We start from the raw sequence: 14,935 nt of genomic DNA, 5'->3' as shown, positions 1-14,935 counted from the left end.
CCCGCCGATATTCGGCTGAAACTGGCACCCAAATTGCATTGAGCGCAGCTCTCGCGTGTGCTGGTGACAACGTTGTTATGGTCTTCCCCTTACGGCTGATATAGAATCGCGTGTAATCAGAGCCCGAAAACGTGGCCCCAAAACGGCGAGCAGTATCTTATGGACCATTCTTCGCTTGCGATGGCGCAGGAGATCGATTTCTCCTTGCTGGCACTTTTCGTGCGCGCATCTTTCATCGTCAAATTAGTGATGATCATTCTTGTCGTGGCCAGTTTCTGGTCATGGGCGATCATCATCCGCAAATTCATCGCGTATCGCGCCGCCAAGATCGAGGCCGAGCAATTCGACCGCGCCTTCTGGTCGGGCGAGCCGCTCGATGAGCTGTTCGATCAGATCGGCCCGACGCCCAGCGGTGCCAGTCAGAAGATCTTTGCCGCAGGCATGATGGAGTGGCGACGCTCGCATCGGCAGGATGGCGCGTTGATCGCAGGCGCTCAGGCCCGGATGGAGCGCTCTATGGATGTCGCGATCCTGAAGGCGACCGAGGGGCTGAATTACGGCCTCAACTTCCTTGCAACCGTGGGCTCGATCTCTCCCTTCGTGGGTCTGTTCGGCACGGTCTGGGGGATCAAGGTCGCCTTCGAAGAGATCGCGATTTCGCAAAACTCCTCGCTGGCCGTCGTGGCGCCGGGCATCTCCGAGGCGCTGGTTGCAACCGCGCTGGGTCTGCTTGCGGCCATTCCCGCGGTGATCTTCTACAACAAGCTCTCGTCGGATGCCGACCGGATCGCGTCGAACTACGAGGCCTTCGCCGACGAATTCACCACCATTCTCTCGCGGCAGTTGGACGGCTGACATGGGCGCAGGAGTGGCAAAACGCAGCTCTGGTGGATCGCGCCGCAGGCGGGGCGGGCGGTCGCGCCACGCCGCGATGAGCGAGATCAACGTCACGCCGATGGTCGACGTGATGCTGGTGCTGCTGGTGATTTTCATGGTGGCCGCGCCGATGATGACGGTGGGCGTGCCGCTGGAGCTGCCCAAGACGGCGGCCAAGGCGGTCCCGACCGAGGCGGAAGTGCCGCTGACGGTGTCAATTCAGGCCGACGGAAAGATCGCGTTGATGAATTCCGAGGTGCCCGAGGGGCAACTGGTCGAGCGGCTCCGGGCCATCGCCAAGGAGCGCGACAGCGACAAGATCTTCCTGCGCGCCGATGGCAAGATTGCCTATTCGCAAGTGGTGCAGGTGATGGGCGCGCTCAATGGCGCGGGCTTCTCCAACATCACTCTTGTGACCGATACCGGGGGGCCGCAATTGACGGCGCCTGCGGGAAACTGAGCCCAGGGGGCACGTTTCGATGAACCGGCCGGAGAAAATCGGGTTTTATGCTTCGGGTGCGCTGCATCTGGCGGTGATCGTGCTTGCGATCACCGGGACGGAGTGGTTGCGCCCCACGCCCCAGACGCCCGAGGTGATTTCTCAGGTTGCGGTGATGTCCGAGCAGGATTTCAACGCGATGATGGCCTCTGCACCGAAAGATGCGCCGCAGCCGACGCCTGATCCGAAGGCACCGATTGCGCCGACGCCCCCCAATGAGAGCGCGCCGCCCGAGACGCCCGCCCCCGAGGCGCAGGCCCAGCCCGAGCCCAAGCCCGACGCGCTGGCCGATCCGGCAGCCCAAGCCGATGCCAAGCCCGATGTGAGCAATATCCAAGAGCCGCCCGCACAGGCGGATGTCTCGGACACGCCGCCGGTGATGGCGCCGCCCGTCGAGGTGCCTTCGGATACCGTCTCGCCCGAGATTTCGCCGCAGCCCAAGCCCAAGCAGGTGCCGCGCGTGGCCCCCACGCCCGCGCCCGAGCCACCGCCGGATGCGCAGGTTTCCGAGACCGCCAAACCCGCCGAGACGCCCAAGCCCGAGGCCACGCCCCAGCCGGTGCCCGACAAGCCCAAGCAGGCCGAGGCGCCGCCCGAGGCCACGAGTGAAATCGCGACGGAGGCGAATAAGACCGACACGCCCGAGACCTCCGCGCCGCAAGCCTCGCCGCGCCCGGCCAGCAAGCCCAACCCGCCCGCGCCGGGGCCCGGCGGGACCGGCTCTGCGCCGACCGGGCCGCCGATCACCGCGGGTGAGAAGGACGCGTTGATCGTGGATGTGAAGCGCTGCTGGAATGTCGGCGCGCTGAGTTCCGATGCGCTGCGCACGACGGTGACGCTCTCGGTCCAGATGCAGCCCGATGGTCACCCGATCATCTCGTCGATCAAGCTGGTGGGCTCGTCCGGGGGCTCCGGCTCGGCGGTGGATCAGGCCTTTGAGGCAGGCAAGCGCGCCATCGTGCGCTGCGGTGCGGATGGTTTCCCGCTGCCGCCCGAGAAATATGCACGCTGGAAGACGATCGAGATTGATTTCAATCCTGACAAGATGAGGATGAAATAATGCTCGGTGCGATGAAACCTCGCGCGCTGTCATGGGGTTGTGATGCGCAAGAGGGCTATAATCCGTTACTACTCGGACCGTGTCCGGGAAAGGGAGTGTGACATGAAGCGTTTCGTTCTGGCCATGATGATGGCGTTGCTCGCGGGGCCGATGGCGGCCTTTGCACAGAGTCAGGAGCCGCTGCACATCACCATCACCGATGGTGTGATTGAGCCATTGCCCTTCGCGATGGCAGGCTTTCTGCCCGAAAGCCCCGATGCCGCCCAGATGGCGCAGCAGATCTCAAAGGTCATCTCGGATGATCTGACCGGCACCGGACTGTTCCGCGAGATCCCGAAATCCGCCTATGTCCAGAAGATCGACACGTTCGACACCCCGGTGAACTATTCCGATTGGCAGGCGATCAACGCGCAGGCGCTGGTCGTGGGCTCGGTCGGCATGTCGGGCGGCAAGCTCGTCGTGAAGTTCCGCCTGTTTGACGTGTTCTCGGGCCAGCAGATGGGCGATGGGCAGCAGCTTGCAGCCTCGCCTGCAAGCTGGCGCAGGCTCGCCCATAAGGTCTCGGATGTGATTTATTCGCGCATCACGGGCGAAGGCCCCTATTTCGACAGTCGCGTGGTGTTCGTCTCCGAGAGCGGCCCGAAGAATGACCGTCAGAAACGGCTGGCCGTCATGGATTACGACGGTGCCAATGTGAGCTATCTCACGGATGCCTCGACCATCGTGCTTGCGCCGCGCTTTTCGCGCGATGGCAATAAGGTGCTCTACACCACCTTCGAAACCGGCTTCCCGCGGATCAAGATGCTGGATGTCGCAACCGCCTCTGCGCGGCTTCTGCCCGATGTGCCGGGCACGATGACCTTCGCGCCGCGCTTCTCGCCAGATGGCTCGAAAATCGTCTATTCGCTGGAGCAAAACGGTAATACCGACCTGTGGCTGATGGATGTCGCGAGCGGCGAGACCCAGCGGCTCACCACCAGCCCCTCGATCGAGACCTCGCCCTCCTTCTCGCCCGATGGCAAGCAGATCGTCTTCGAGAGCGACCGCTCGGGCACCCAGCAGCTCTACATCATGTCGGCCTCGGGCGGCGATGCGACCCGGATCAGCTTTGGCGACGGGCGCTATTCCACCCCGGTCTGGTCGCCGCGCGGCGATATGATCGCCTTTACCAAGCAAAATGCGGGCCGGTTCCACATCGGCGTGATGCGGACCGATGGCTCTGAAGAGCGGCTGTTGACCTCGAGCTTCCTTGATGAGGGCCCGACATGGTCGCCCAATGGCCGTGTCATCATGTTCACGCGTGAGTCGCCCGGTGCACAGGGCGAGGCCGCGCTCTATTCGGTCGATATTTCGGGGCGCAACCTCAAGAAAGTGCCGACGCCGGGCCCCGCGTCAGACCCGGCATGGTCGCCGCTTCTCCCCTGAGGCGTCAATTCACAAGCGCTGAGTTACCTGATAAGCTTGCCCGCGAGGGCAGAACAACGAGAAGGCGGAGATCATGAAATTTGCAGCAAAGGCGGCACTGGTTGTCGCGATTCTGGGCCTCGCGGCCTGTTCCAATCCCGATAAATACGGCTCGGGTGCAGTTGGACCGGGCGGCACGCTTGGGCCGGGCGGCGCTGGCATGAACGGCGGCATGGGCGGCGTGAACGACCCCAATTCGCCAGCCTATTTCAGCCAGACCATCGGTGACATGGTGCATTTCCAGGTTGACCAATCGACGCTGACCGACACCGCGCGCGGCATTCTCACCCAGCAGGCAAGCTGGCTTGTGAGCCACCCGAGCTACACCGCGATCATCGAAGGTCATGCCGATGAGCAGGGCACGCGCGAATACAACCTTGCGCTCGGCGCACGCCGCGCCAATGCCGCGCAGGAATTCCTGATCAGCCAAGGCGTTGCGGCCAACCGCCTGCGCACCGTGTCCTACGGCAAGGAGCGCCCGCTGGCTGTCTGCTCGAGCGAGGAATGCTACGCCAAGAACCGGCGCGCGGTCACCGTGATCTCGCAATCGGCGGTAGGGAGCTAAGTCATCATGCTGCGGGCAATGACATTGAGTGCGGCGCTGCTTTTCAGCGCCGCGATCCCCAGCTTTGCGCAAGACGCAAGCCGTACCCAGACGCTGGCCGATATTAAGACAGAGCTGGGTCAGGTTCAGGGGGAGATCGACGGGCTGCGCAGCGAGCTGAAAGCCTCGGGAGCCGCCGGGCTGCAACGCGCGGGCGGCTCTTCGGCACTTGAGCGGATGGATTCGATGGAGCTGTCGCTGAGCCATCTGACCGACCGTGTCGAGGAGCTGGAGAACAAGATCAACCGCGTCGTGGCCGATGGCACGAACCGCGTGGGCGATCTGGAATACCGCGTCTGCGAGATGGAGAAGGGCTGCGATATCTCCAAGCTGGGCGCAACCAAACCGCTGGGCGGGGGCGACGCAAGCACCACGCCCTCGGTCAATGCGCCCGCATCCGACAGCGCGACCGATAGTCCCGATCTCGCGATCAACGAGAAATCGGATTTCGAGGCAGGCAAGGCCGCCTATGAAAAGGGCGACTACGCCTCGGCGGCCGATCTGCTGGCCACGTTCAAGGAAACCTATCCCGGATCTCCGTTGATGGGCGATGCGATGTATTATCGTGGTGATGCGCTCTCGAAAGAGGGCGATACCGCGAATGCCGCGCGCGCTTGGCTTGCGGGCTTCTCCGCCGATCCCACGGGCAAGCGGGCGGGCGACAACCTTCTCGCGCTGGGGAAGGCGCTGGGTCAGCTTGGCCAGACGAGTGAGGCCTGCACCACGCTGGGGCAGGTGGGCACACGTTTCCCCGGGTCTTCGGCGGCGATGGAGGCGCAGACGGCACGGCAAAACCTGAACTGCCAGTGACGCCGCTTCACGAGATCGCACGCGATGCTTTTCACCCCGATGCGCCCCGGCGTGTCGGGGTTGCCGTTTCGGGCGGCTCGGATTCGATGGCGACGCTGCATCTGCTGGCAGATCAGTTCGAGGTCCATGCGGTGACTGTCGATCACGGTCTGCGCCCGGAGGCGGCCTCCGAGGCGCGCGCGGTGGCTGCGGCCTGTGCGAAACTGGGCGTGCCGCATGAGATCGTGCATTGGGATGGCACACGCGCGCAGGGCAACCTGATGGATGCGGCGCGGCGTGCGCGCATGGAGCTGATCGGCGCTTGGGCGCAGCGCCACGGGGTCGCCCATGTCGCGCTGGGGCATACGGCGGATGATCAGGCCGAGACGTTCCTGATGCGCCTGTCGCGGGAGGCCGGGCTGGAAGGTCTGTCGGGCATGCGGCGCCGCTACCGGGCCGAGGGCGTGTGCTGGCACCGCCCCTTTCTCGGCGTGACGCGCGCCGATCTGCGCGCCCATCTGCGCGAGATCGGTGTCGCGTGGATCGAGGATCCCTCCAATGCCGATCCGCGGTTTGAGCGGGTGCGCGCCCGCCACGCGCTCGCAGGTCTGGCCGATCTGGGCATTACGGCGCAGGGGCTGAGCCGGACTGTGGGGCATCTCGCGCAGGCGCGCGACGCGCTCGATGCCGGGCTTGCGCCCTTTGTGGCACGACATATCCGCGAAGAGGCAGGCGCGCTTTATATCGACGCGGATGCCTTCACCCGCGATCTGCCCGATCAACTGCGCCGGAGGGTGCTCAACGCGGCGCTGCAATGGGTGGCGGGTGCGCCCTATCCGCCGCGCGGCGCGAAGCTGGATCGGCTGCTGGGGGGGCTCGCGCCCTGCACCCTGCATGGCTGCCAGTTGAGCGCTGCAGGGCAGAGCGTGCTGATTTGTCGCGAGGCTGCGGCGATCGCGGATCTGCGGGTGCCTGCGTCGCGCGGGCACTGGGACCGCTGGCATGTCGAAGGGCCTGCATCCGAAGGGCTGGAAATCGGTGCCCTTGGCCCGGATGGGCTTGCGCAACTGCCCGATTGGCGCGCGCTTGGCACGCCGCGCGCAGTGCTTTTGTCGACGCCTGCGCTCTGGGCGCAAGAAAAGCTTATTTCCGCGCCCGTTGCGGGGTTTGAAAGCGGCTGGAAAGCGCGTATGGAGGCGGGCAGCTTCGCTGTGACGAATTTCAGGCGTTGAACCCGGCCCCGGAATGCCTATTTTCACTAGGCAGACGTGGCGACCGAGGGTCAGCCGCCTTGGACGATTGGAGGATATCCCTTGGGTAATGCACGCAATCTGGCCTTCTGGGCGGTGCTGTTCCTGTTGATTTTGGCGTTGTTCAATCTCTTCGGAGATGGGCAATCGAACATGAATTCGAGCCAGGCCACCTATTCGGAATTTATTGACGCGGTCGATAAGGGTGAGGTCAAATCCGCCCAACTCGATGGCGAAAACGTGCGCTACCAGCTTGCGGATGGAACGAATTTCACGACCATCAAACCGCTTGAGGACCCGATCGCTGAAAAGCTGATCAGCAAGGGCGTCTCGGTGCGCGTGGTCAAGCAGGCGCAGTCGGGCTTCATGTCGCTCTTGGGCGTGTGGTTGCCCTTCCTCGTTCTGATCGGGATCTGGATCTTCTTCATGAACCGGATGCAGGGCGGCGGTAAAGGCGGCGCGATGGGCTTTGGCAAATCCAAGGCGAAGCTTTTGACCGAGAAACATGGCCGGGTCACCTTTGACGATGTCGCAGGTATCGACGAGGCCAAGGAAGAGCTCGAAGAGATCGTGGAATTCCTGCGCAACCCGCAGAAATTCTCGCGCCTTGGCGGCAAGATCCCCAAGGGCGGTCTTCTGGTCGGCCCTCCGGGTACGGGTAAAACGCTGCTGGCGCGCGCGATTGCGGGCGAGGCGGGCGTGCCCTTCTTCACCATCTCCGGCTCTGACTTCGTCGAGATGTTCGTGGGCGTCGGCGCAAGTCGGGTGCGCGACATGTTCGAGCAGGCCAAGAAAAACGCGCCTTGCATCGTCTTCATCGACGAAATCGACGCGGTGGGCCGTGCCCGCGGCGTCGGCATCGGCGGCGGCAATGACGAGCGCGAGCAGACCCTCAACCAGCTTCTGGTCGAGATGGACGGTTTCGAGGCCAATGAGGGCATCATCATCATCGCGGCGACCAACCGTAAAGATGTGCTTGACCCTGCGCTGCTGCGTCCGGGCCGCTTCGACCGCACGATCCATGTGCCGAACCCTGACATCAAAGGCCGCGAGAAAATCCTCACCGTGCACGCCCGCAAAGTGCCGGTCGGTCCCGACGTCGATCTGCGTACCATCGCGCGGGGCACGCCGGGCTTCTCGGGGGCGGACCTGATGAACCTCGTGAACGAGGCGGCGCTGATGGCGGCGCGTATCGGGCGTCGCTTTGTGGCGATGGAGGATTTCGAGCAGGCCAAGGATAAGGTGATGCTGGGTGTGGAGCGCCGCTCGATGGTGCTGACGCCCGAGCAAAAGGAAATGACCGCCTATCACGAAGCGGGTCATGCCATTGTCGGTCTGAGCCTGCCGAAATGTGACCCGGTCTATAAGGCCACGATCATTCCGCGCGGTCAGGCCCTTGGGATGGTGGTGTCGCTGCCCGAGATGGACAAGCTGAATTACCACAAGGACGAGGCCAAGCAGAAGATCGCCATGACCATGGCGGGCAAGGCCGCCGAGATCTTGAAATGGGGCGCGGATCACGTCTCGAACGGGCCGGCAGGCGATATTCAGCAGGCCTCCGCAATCGCGCGGGCGATGGTGATGCGCTGGGGCATGTCCGACAAGGTTGGCAATATCGATTATGCCGAAGCGCATGAGGGATATCAGGGCAATACGGCCGGGTTCTCGGTCTCGACCAAGACTAAGGAGTTGATCGAGGAAGAGGTGCGCGAGCTGATCGAAGAAGGCTATCAGCACGCCCGCCGTATCTTGGATGAGCGTCAGGCTGATTGGGAGCGTCTTGCGCAGGGGCTTCTTGAATATGAGACCCTGACCGGCGACGAGATCAAGAAGGTCATGGCAGGCGAGCCTCTGGGCGGGGATGACGACAATACGCCCTCGGGCAATCTGCCTTCGGTGACCTCGCTGCCCAAGACCAAGTCCAAGAAAGAGTCCGGCGGTGAGGGTGACACCTCGCCGGAGCCCTCAACTTGATCTGATCACAAGGCGATATGCGCGATGTCAGATGGCATGAAGGACTGGAACCCCGACAGCTATGCGCGGTTCCGGGATGTGCGATTGCGTCCGGCGCTGGATCTGCTTGCGCAGATCCCGACGCTGCCTGAACGCGGTAAGGTGGTCGATCTGGGCTGCGGCTCAGGCGCGGTGGCCGAGGCGCTCTCGACCCGCTTTCCCAAGCGCAAGCTGGTGGGCGTGGATCAGTCCGAGGCGATGCTGCAAAAGGCCGCGAGCACCGGGGCCTATCGGCGGCTCGATCAGGACGATATCTCGCGCTGGGAGCCCAACAAGCCGCCCGCGCTGATCTTTTCCAACGCCGCCCTGCAATGGGTGCCCAATCACGCGGCGCTTCTGCCCAGGCTGGCGGGCGCGTTGCGCCCGGGCGGTGTGCTGGCGGTGCAGATGCCAGCGCAACAGCGCGCGCCCTCGCATCGGATCCTGCGCGAGTTGGCGCAGGAGATGTTCCCCGACCGGTTCGATTTCACCGGCTGGGAGCCCCCCGTTGCCGCGACCGTGGATTACGCCCAGATCCTGCGCAAGCTGGGCCGCTACGATCTGTGGACCAGCGAATATCTGCATCAACTTCCCATCGCCGAGGACGGTCATCCAGTGCGTCTTTTCACGCAATCGACCGCCATGCGCCCCTACCTGACGCAGTTGAGTGACACCGAGCAGGCGGCGTTTATTCGTCGCTATGAAACCGCGCTTCAGACGGTCTATCCTGTGCAGGCCGATGGATCGGTTTTGCTCCCGTTCCGTCGGCTGTTCCTTGTGCTGCAAAGGGAAGCGTAATGGCCGCTCTCAAACCGACGAATTATCATGGCGACGTGGTGTGGCTGGGTCGCGTGATGCATGAGGGTGTCTTGCCCTCAGAGGCGAGCGAGGCCTTGGAGTTCACCTTCGATGGCCCAGAGGGCGAAGTGCATGGCGGACGCACCCGGCCCGCGTGCGCGCGCGTGCTCGATCAGCATCCGCGCGGCACTGAGATTGCCAATGTGCGCCAGCTGACGATCCTCTCCGCCGAGGAATTGGCCGAGACCGCTTTTGCGATGGGTGTCCCCGAGATCTTGCCGGAATGGCTGGGCGCCACGATCGTGCTGCGCGGCATGCCCGATCTGACGCATCTCCCGCCCTCATCGCGTCTGCAGGCCGAAAGCGGGCTGACCTTTGTGGTCGATATGGAAAACCGTCCCTGCGTGCTGCCCGGTCGCGTCATCGAGGAGCATTTCCCTGAGAAGGGCGCGCGCTTCAAGCCCGCCGCGAGTGGCCGTCGTGGTGTCACTGCTTGGGTTGAGCGGCCCGGACGTCTGGTCGTGGGCGACAGCCTGCGCCTGCACATTCCCGACCAGCGCGCGTGGGAGCTGATGGCGGAGGCGCGCTAGGCGTCTTTGAGGGCATCAACCTTTGCAAATCTGTGACCGACGCGACGCGCCGGAGCCTTGAGCTTATGCGTGCAAGCTGCGATAGCGTGCGTAACAGTTCTGGACGGAGCCCGATCATGCCCGATACCCCCCGGATCACGACGCTTGGCGAGGCCCGCGCGCAGATCGACGCGCTGGATGTCGAGCTGATCGCGTTGCTGGCCGCCCGCACGCGGATCGTCGAACAGGTTGTCCATATCAAACAGCGCGAGGGTCTGGCAGCACGGCTGCCTGACCGGGTCGATGAGGTGATCGACAATGCCGTTCGACAGGCGAAGGCCGCGGGCGTGGATCCGGGGCTCGTGGAAGGTCTCTGGCGTGAGATGGTAGAGCATTTCATCGCCTTGGAAGAACGCGATTTGGGCAAGGAGGGGCGGAGATGAGCGCCAGTATTATCGACGGCAAGGCTTTTGCGGCCGGGGTGCGCGAGAAGGTGGCAGGCCATGTCGCCCGCCTGCGCGAGGAACACGGGATCAAGCCGGGGTTGGCTGTGGTGCTGGTGGGCGAGGATCCCGCCTCTGAGGTCTATGTCCGCAACAAGGGCAAGCAGACGCTTGAGGCCGGGATGAACTCCTATGAGCACAAGCTGCCCGACACCACGCCCGAAGCCGATCTGTTGGCGCTTGTGGCGCGGCTCAATGCCGATCCGGCCGTGCATGGCATTCTGGTGCAATTGCCGCTGCCCGATCACATCGACGCCGAGAAGGTGATCAATGCGATTGAGCCGGCCAAGGATGTCGATGGGTTCCACATCCTCAATGTCGGGCTGTTGGGCACGGGCCAGAAGGCGATGGTGCCCTGCACCCCGCTGGGCAGCCTGATGATGCTGCGCGATCAGCTTGGCAGCCTATCGGGGTTGAATGCGGTCGTGGTCGGGCGCTCGAACATTGTCGGCAAGCCGATGGCACAGCTTTTGCTGCGCGAGAGCTGCACCGTGACGATCGCCCATTCGCGCACCAAGGATCTGGCCGATGTCTGCCGCGGCGCGGATATTCTGGTGGCCGCCGTTGGGCGCGCACGGATGATCCCGGGCGACTGGATCAAGCCGGGTGCCACGGTGATCGATGTGGGCATCAACCGCATTCCCGCGCCTGAGAAGGGCGAGGGCAAGACCCGGCTTGTCGGCGATGTCGATTTCGAAAGCGCGGTTGAGGTCGCGGGCGCGATCACGCCGGTTCCGGGCGGTGTCGGCCCGATGACGATTGCCTGCCTGCTGGCCAATACGGTGACGGCCTGCTGCCGGGCGCATAACCTGCCCGAGCCCGAGGGGCTGACGGCCTGACAAAAAATGTCCCGGCGCGCTTTGTGCGGCCGGGACGGTCTTTGGATCGGATCAGCGCGCGGCTGACTTCGGCCCGGATTTTGCGCCCGCTGCGTCGGATTTATGCGTGGGCAGCTCGATATTGATCTCGAGACTCGAGATATCGTCTTTGCTTTCCATACGAATATCGACGTCGTTATCTTCGATCTTCATGTATTTCCGGATCACGGCGAGGATGTCGTTTTGCATCGCGGGCAGGTAGTCGGGCTCGGTTGAGCCCTTGCCGCGCTCATGCGCCAGCAAGATCTGCAAACGGTCCTTCGCCATCTGGGCCGATTTCGGGCGGCGGGGCTTGAGCGAGAAACCAAACAAGCTCATGCCGACCGTCCAAAGAAGCGGCCGAGCAATCCGGGGCGTTTGTCGGTTCCGATGCGCATCGGGACGTCTTCGCCCAGCAGGCGGGCCACGGCGTCTTCATAGGCGGCAGCGGCGCTGGAGGGCGTCTCGTCGAGCACCACGGGCATGCCGACGTTCGAGGCGCGCAGCACGGCGGGGCTTTCGGGCACGATCCCCAGAAGCGGCACCGCCAGCAGTTCCAGCACGTCCTCGACCGTCATCATCTCGCCGCGATCAATGCGGCCCTGATCGTGACGGGTCAGCAGAACCTGCGATTTGACCGGGGTCTCGCCCTTTTCGGCGCGGCGCGTCTTGGAGGCCAGAAGCCCCAGCACCCGGTCACTGTCGCGCACCGAGGAGACCTCGGGGTTGGTCACGACCACGGCCTCATCGGCGTAATACATCGCCATCTGGGCGCCGCGCTCGATCCCTGCGGGGCTGTCGCAGATGATGTAGTCGAACTCGTCGCGCAGCTCTTCGAGCACCTTCTCGACGCCCTCATTGGTCAGCGCGTCCTTGTCGCGGGTCTGCGAGGTCGGCAGGATCGAGAGGGTCTCGACCCGCTTGTCCTTGATCAGCGCTTGGCTGAGCCGGGCATCGCCCTGCACCACGTTGATGAAGTCGAACACGACCCGGCGCTCGCAGCCCATGATCATGTCGAGGTTGCGCAGGCCCACGTCGAAGTCGATGACCACGACCTTATGGCCCCGTTTCGCGATGGCCGCCGAGATCGCAGCCGCCGAGGTTGTCTTGCCAACGCCGCCCTTGCCGGAAGTGATCACGATCACCCGGCCGCGTGCCGATTCTTCCTTGAGTTGCGTCATTCGAACGCCTCCACACATAATTTGTCGCCATCGAGAAAGACCTGCACGCCCTGCTTGCGCAGCTCGGGTGGGATCGTCTCGCTCGTTTTGTAAAGTCCTGCAATCGCCATCAGTTCGGCCTGCTGGCTGCGGCAATAGATGCGCGCGCTCTCATCGCCATGCGCGCCTGCAATCGCACGCCCGCGCAGCGTGCCATAGACATGGATGCTGCCTGCGGCCACGATCTCGGCGCCCGAGGCGACCGAGCCCACAATCGTCAGATCGCCATGTTCGGCGACAACCATCTGCCCCGAACGGACCGAGCTGGTGACGGTGACATTGGTCGATGCCGGGGCAGGGGCTGCGGCCTTCGCCTCGGCGCGCTTGGCCTTGGCCCGGGCGGCGGGCAGGGCGGTTTCGCGCCCGACCTTGATCGGGATGATCCCGTAGCCGCGCACGGTCGAGAGCTGCAGCTCGGTCGCATTCTGCGCGCCAAAGATCAGCAGGTCGCGCTGAAACAGATTGTCGATGAGATCACGGATCGTGCCGGGCTGATCCAGTTCGGGCACCAGCGCGAAATCAAGTACGATGGGCGCGTCGTCGAGAATTTGCGGCGCCTGCGCAAGCTGGGCATCGAGCCGCGTGTAGAACGATTCGTCGAACACGGTGGTTTCGATGCGCAGCGCCACCGCGGTCAGAAACAGGCCGCGGAAATGGAAAGGTCGAACGCTCACCGGATCGCTGGCGCTCCGGTCTTCACTGCTGGGGGTCTGCACGAGTGGCCTCGATCTGCTCTGTGTTTGGCGCGACGCGTCGCGCTTCATTATTTTTGTCCGTTATTAGGCAGCGCCTGCGCGTTTGCCACCCACAAAACGGTGCCTGCCGGATACTGGGCAGAAATTTGCTGTCAATGATCCGATTTCCGCCAGTGAGTCGGCGCGAAGATGCGCGTGAACGGCGCGCGGCGCAAGGGGGGTGGAGGCCACGCGCCGAGAGCCGCGCGCGGTGGCGCCGGGGGCAAGCGCGCTGCGCCGCTGCGATCACGGATTGCTCACGTGAGTTTGATGTCAACGCACCCCGTGGCGCGGGCATGGCCCGGCGCGCATTTTCGCCCGGCCAAGCCGATTTAGTGGACGATCACCTCATCGCGCACGAACATATTCGCCCAGGCGCGGTCCACAAGCTCGGGCGTCATCTGGTTCGGAATGCCCTCGAATTCGCAGATCGAGATCATCTGGTCGATCAGGAAGATCGGCTGATAGTTCGCGTAGATATTGTCGATGGTCGGGTATTTTACCTTCAGGAGGTGGAGCAGCGCCTTCTCATCGAGCGGCATTTTGCGCTTTCTGGCGACCAGTTGGAAGATCTTGAGGAAGTCCTGCTGGCTCGGCCCGTCGATCTTGATCTTGAAGAAGATCCGGCGGAGCGCGGCCTTGTCGAAGATCTCGTTGGGGTGGAAGTTGGTCGAGAAGATCACCAGCGTGTCGAAGGGCACTTCGAATTTCTCGCCCGATTGCAGCGACAGGATATCGCGGTTTTCTTCAAGCGGCACGATCCAGCGGTTCACCAGTTTCTGCGGCGGGTCGGCCTGACGGCCAAGGTCGTCCACGATGAACACTCCGCCCGAGGCCTTGAGCTGCAACGGCGCGGTATAGGTGCGCGCGGTGGCGTTGTATTTCAGATCGAGCATGTCGAGCGACAGCTCGCCCCCGGTGATCACGGTCGGGCGCTCGCAATAGACATAGCGGGTGTCGAATTGCAGCCCGCGCTTGCGCAGGGCGCTCGGGTCGTCTTGCGGTAGCGGCGCCGTGGTGTGCACGATCGGGTCGAAGACGGTGATGACCTGGCCTGCATATTCAATCGCGCGGGGGATGTAGATATTGTCTCCGATCGCGTCGCGGATGCCGTTCGAGATCGAGGATTTGCCGTTGCCGGGCGGGCCATACATCAGGATCGAGCGCCCCGAGGAGACCGCCGGGCCAAGCTGGCCGATCAGGTCGGGCGGCAGCACGAGGTGTCCCATCGCGCTGGTAAGCTGCGTGCGCGTCAGCTGGATATTGCGGATCGACTGGCGTTTGACCTGCTCTTGATAGACGCGCAGCGGCACTGGCAGGGCCCCGAAATATTCCGATTGCGAGAGCGCATCGAGCGCGCGCGCCTTGCCCGTATCCGAAAGCTGAAAGACCATCTCGCCGCCCGAATTGGCGTGCAGCGTGCCCATCGCCTCGACGAGCCCCTGCTTGCGGCACAGATCGATCAGCTCCTGCGTGAGGGTGATCGGCAGGCAAAGCTGCTCGCCCAAGCTCCGCACCGCGCCGATATTGGTCCGAAACATCGTCTTGAGAAGAAGGTCGCGCATCATCACCGTGCTCAGCCCGGTTTCCTCAAGGCTGCGCGGGGGAAGCGGGGCGATGCCCTCTGCGGTCATCATGTTCATCGGATCCGTTCCTTCTTATGCTCGAGGCCGCCTGCCCACCGGCGGTCGCCATGTCCTTGCGGTCGCGGTCAAAAAGC

16 protein-coding genes are annotated in these 14,935 nt (G+C 63.7%); 12 read left to right on the top strand and 4 right to left on the bottom strand.

The annotated features are described in order from the left end of the window. Positions 1-159: 159 nt before the first annotated feature. The 12 genes from tolQ (at position 160) to folD (ending at position 11,243) form a co-directional block, all read left to right on the top strand. Positions 160-855 carry a protein TolQ gene (gene tolQ, locus DL1_RS18210; RefSeq protein WP_038069011.1) on the top strand — a complete coding sequence of 232 codons (696 nt, stop codon included), beginning with the start codon at positions 160-162 and terminating at the stop codon, positions 853-855. 1 nt (position 856) lies between these two features. Continuing rightward, a complete protein-coding gene (gene tolR / locus DL1_RS18205; RefSeq protein ID WP_038069009.1) occupies positions 857-1,336 on the top strand; it encodes a protein TolR in 480 nt (159 codons plus the stop codon). 19 nt (positions 1,337-1,355) lie between these two features. Beyond that, positions 1,356-2,435, top strand: a complete 1,080-nt coding sequence (locus DL1_RS18200; protein ID WP_038069005.1) for a hypothetical protein — start codon at positions 1,356-1,358, stop codon at positions 2,433-2,435. A 102-nt stretch (positions 2,436-2,537) separates the two neighbouring features. Further along, positions 2,538-3,860, top strand: a complete 1,323-nt coding sequence (gene tolB, locus DL1_RS18195; protein ID WP_038069002.1) for a Tol-Pal system beta propeller repeat protein TolB — start codon at positions 2,538-2,540, stop codon at positions 3,858-3,860. A 73-nt stretch (positions 3,861-3,933) separates the two neighbouring features. Then, positions 3,934-4,464 (top strand): peptidoglycan-associated lipoprotein Pal, encoded by a 531-nt coding sequence (gene pal, locus DL1_RS18190; RefSeq protein ID WP_038069000.1) that lies wholly within the window; start codon positions 3,934-3,936, stop codon positions 4,462-4,464. A gap of 6 nt (positions 4,465-4,470) precedes the next feature. Continuing rightward, the gene (ybgF, locus tag DL1_RS18185; RefSeq protein ID WP_038068999.1) at positions 4,471-5,313 is read left to right on the top strand and encodes a tol-pal system protein YbgF; all 843 of its coding nucleotides are present in this window, start codon (positions 4,471-4,473) and stop codon (positions 5,311-5,313) included. After that, positions 5,310-6,524 (top strand): tRNA lysidine(34) synthetase TilS, encoded by a 1,215-nt coding sequence (tilS, locus tag DL1_RS18180; protein ID WP_245739561.1) that lies wholly within the window; start codon positions 5,310-5,312, stop codon positions 6,522-6,524. Before ybgF ends, tilS begins: the two co-directional genes overlap by 4 nt. An 81-nt stretch (positions 6,525-6,605) precedes the next feature. Next, positions 6,606-8,516 (top strand): ATP-dependent zinc metalloprotease FtsH, encoded by a 1,911-nt coding sequence (gene ftsH, locus DL1_RS18175; RefSeq protein WP_038068997.1) that lies wholly within the window; start codon positions 6,606-6,608, stop codon positions 8,514-8,516. 24 nt (positions 8,517-8,540) lie between these two features. Continuing rightward, positions 8,541-9,332, top strand: a complete 792-nt coding sequence (locus DL1_RS18170; protein WP_038068995.1) for a methyltransferase domain-containing protein — start codon at positions 8,541-8,543, stop codon at positions 9,330-9,332. Beyond that, a complete protein-coding gene (locus tag DL1_RS18165; RefSeq protein ID WP_038068993.1) occupies positions 9,332-9,922 on the top strand; it encodes an MOSC domain-containing protein in 591 nt (196 codons plus the stop codon). The genes DL1_RS18170 and DL1_RS18165 overlap by 1 nt, the downstream gene beginning before the upstream one ends. A gap of 116 nt (positions 9,923-10,038) precedes the next feature. Then, positions 10,039-10,344, top strand: a complete 306-nt coding sequence (locus DL1_RS18160) for a chorismate mutase (RefSeq protein WP_038068990.1) — start codon at positions 10,039-10,041, stop codon at positions 10,342-10,344. After that, positions 10,341-11,243: a bifunctional methylenetetrahydrofolate dehydrogenase/methenyltetrahydrofolate cyclohydrolase FolD gene (gene folD, locus DL1_RS18155; protein WP_038068988.1), complete on the top strand. Its 903-nt coding sequence runs from the start codon at positions 10,341-10,343 to the stop codon at positions 11,241-11,243. Before DL1_RS18160 ends, folD begins: the two co-directional genes overlap by 4 nt. A 51-nt stretch (positions 11,244-11,294) precedes the next feature. Here the strand turns inward: folD and minE are convergent, their stop codons facing one another. The 4 genes from minE to DL1_RS18135 all read right to left on the bottom strand — a co-directional run bounded on the left by minE (position 11,295) and on the right by DL1_RS18135 (position 14,858). Then, positions 11,295-11,600: a cell division topological specificity factor MinE gene (gene minE, locus DL1_RS18150; RefSeq protein WP_177195317.1), complete on the bottom strand. Its 306-nt coding sequence runs from the start codon at positions 11,598-11,600 to the stop codon at positions 11,295-11,297. Next, positions 11,597-12,442, bottom strand: coding sequence for a septum site-determining protein MinD (gene minD, locus DL1_RS18145; protein ID WP_038068987.1), 846 nt, complete (start codon positions 12,440-12,442; stop codon positions 11,597-11,599). The genes minE and minD overlap by 4 nt, the downstream gene beginning before the upstream one ends. Then, complete coding sequence (gene minC, locus DL1_RS18140) at positions 12,439-13,197, bottom strand: septum site-determining protein MinC (RefSeq protein WP_038068985.1); 759 nt, start codon at positions 13,195-13,197, stop codon at positions 12,439-12,441. Before minC ends, minD begins: the two co-directional genes overlap by 4 nt. Before the next feature lie 350 nt (positions 13,198-13,547). Further along, positions 13,548-14,858 (bottom strand): ATPase, encoded by a 1,311-nt coding sequence (locus DL1_RS18135; RefSeq protein ID WP_038068984.1) that lies wholly within the window; start codon positions 14,856-14,858, stop codon positions 13,548-13,550. Positions 14,859-14,935: the final 77 nt, after the last annotated feature.

Source organism: Thioclava dalianensis (genome assembly GCF_000715505.1).
GTDB lineage: Bacteria > Pseudomonadota > Alphaproteobacteria > Rhodobacterales > Rhodobacteraceae > Thioclava > Thioclava dalianensis.
The sequence above is the reverse complement of the archived record's forward strand: the minus strand, read 5'-3'. Positions and strand labels throughout refer to the sequence as shown.

Coding starts and splice junctions, on each gene's coding strand:
- tolQ (WP_038069011.1), top strand. CDS start 160: ATGGACCATTCTTCGCTTGCGATGGCGCAGGAGATCGATTTCTCCTTG.
- DL1_RS18135 (WP_038068984.1), bottom strand. CDS start 14,858: ATGAACATGATGACCGCAGAGGGCATCGCCCCGCTTCCCCCGCGCAGC.
- tolR (WP_038069009.1), top strand. CDS start 857: ATGGGCGCAGGAGTGGCAAAACGCAGCTCTGGTGGATCGCGCCGCAGG.
- DL1_RS18170 (WP_038068995.1), top strand. CDS start 8,541: ATGTCAGATGGCATGAAGGACTGGAACCCCGACAGCTATGCGCGGTTC.
- tolB (WP_038069002.1), top strand. CDS start 2,538: ATGAAGCGTTTCGTTCTGGCCATGATGATGGCGTTGCTCGCGGGGCCG.
- DL1_RS18200 (WP_038069005.1), top strand. CDS start 1,356: ATGAACCGGCCGGAGAAAATCGGGTTTTATGCTTCGGGTGCGCTGCAT.
- pal (WP_038069000.1), top strand. CDS start 3,934: ATGAAATTTGCAGCAAAGGCGGCACTGGTTGTCGCGATTCTGGGCCTC.
- DL1_RS18165 (WP_038068993.1), top strand. CDS start 9,332: ATGGCCGCTCTCAAACCGACGAATTATCATGGCGACGTGGTGTGGCTG.
- DL1_RS18160 (WP_038068990.1), top strand. CDS start 10,039: ATGCCCGATACCCCCCGGATCACGACGCTTGGCGAGGCCCGCGCGCAG.
- minE (WP_177195317.1), bottom strand. CDS start 11,600: ATGAGCTTGTTTGGTTTCTCGCTCAAGCCCCGCCGCCCGAAATCGGCC.
- minD (WP_038068987.1), bottom strand. CDS start 12,442: ATGACGCAACTCAAGGAAGAATCGGCACGCGGCCGGGTGATCGTGATC.
- ybgF (WP_038068999.1), top strand. CDS start 4,471: ATGCTGCGGGCAATGACATTGAGTGCGGCGCTGCTTTTCAGCGCCGCG.
- folD (WP_038068988.1), top strand. CDS start 10,341: ATGAGCGCCAGTATTATCGACGGCAAGGCTTTTGCGGCCGGGGTGCGC.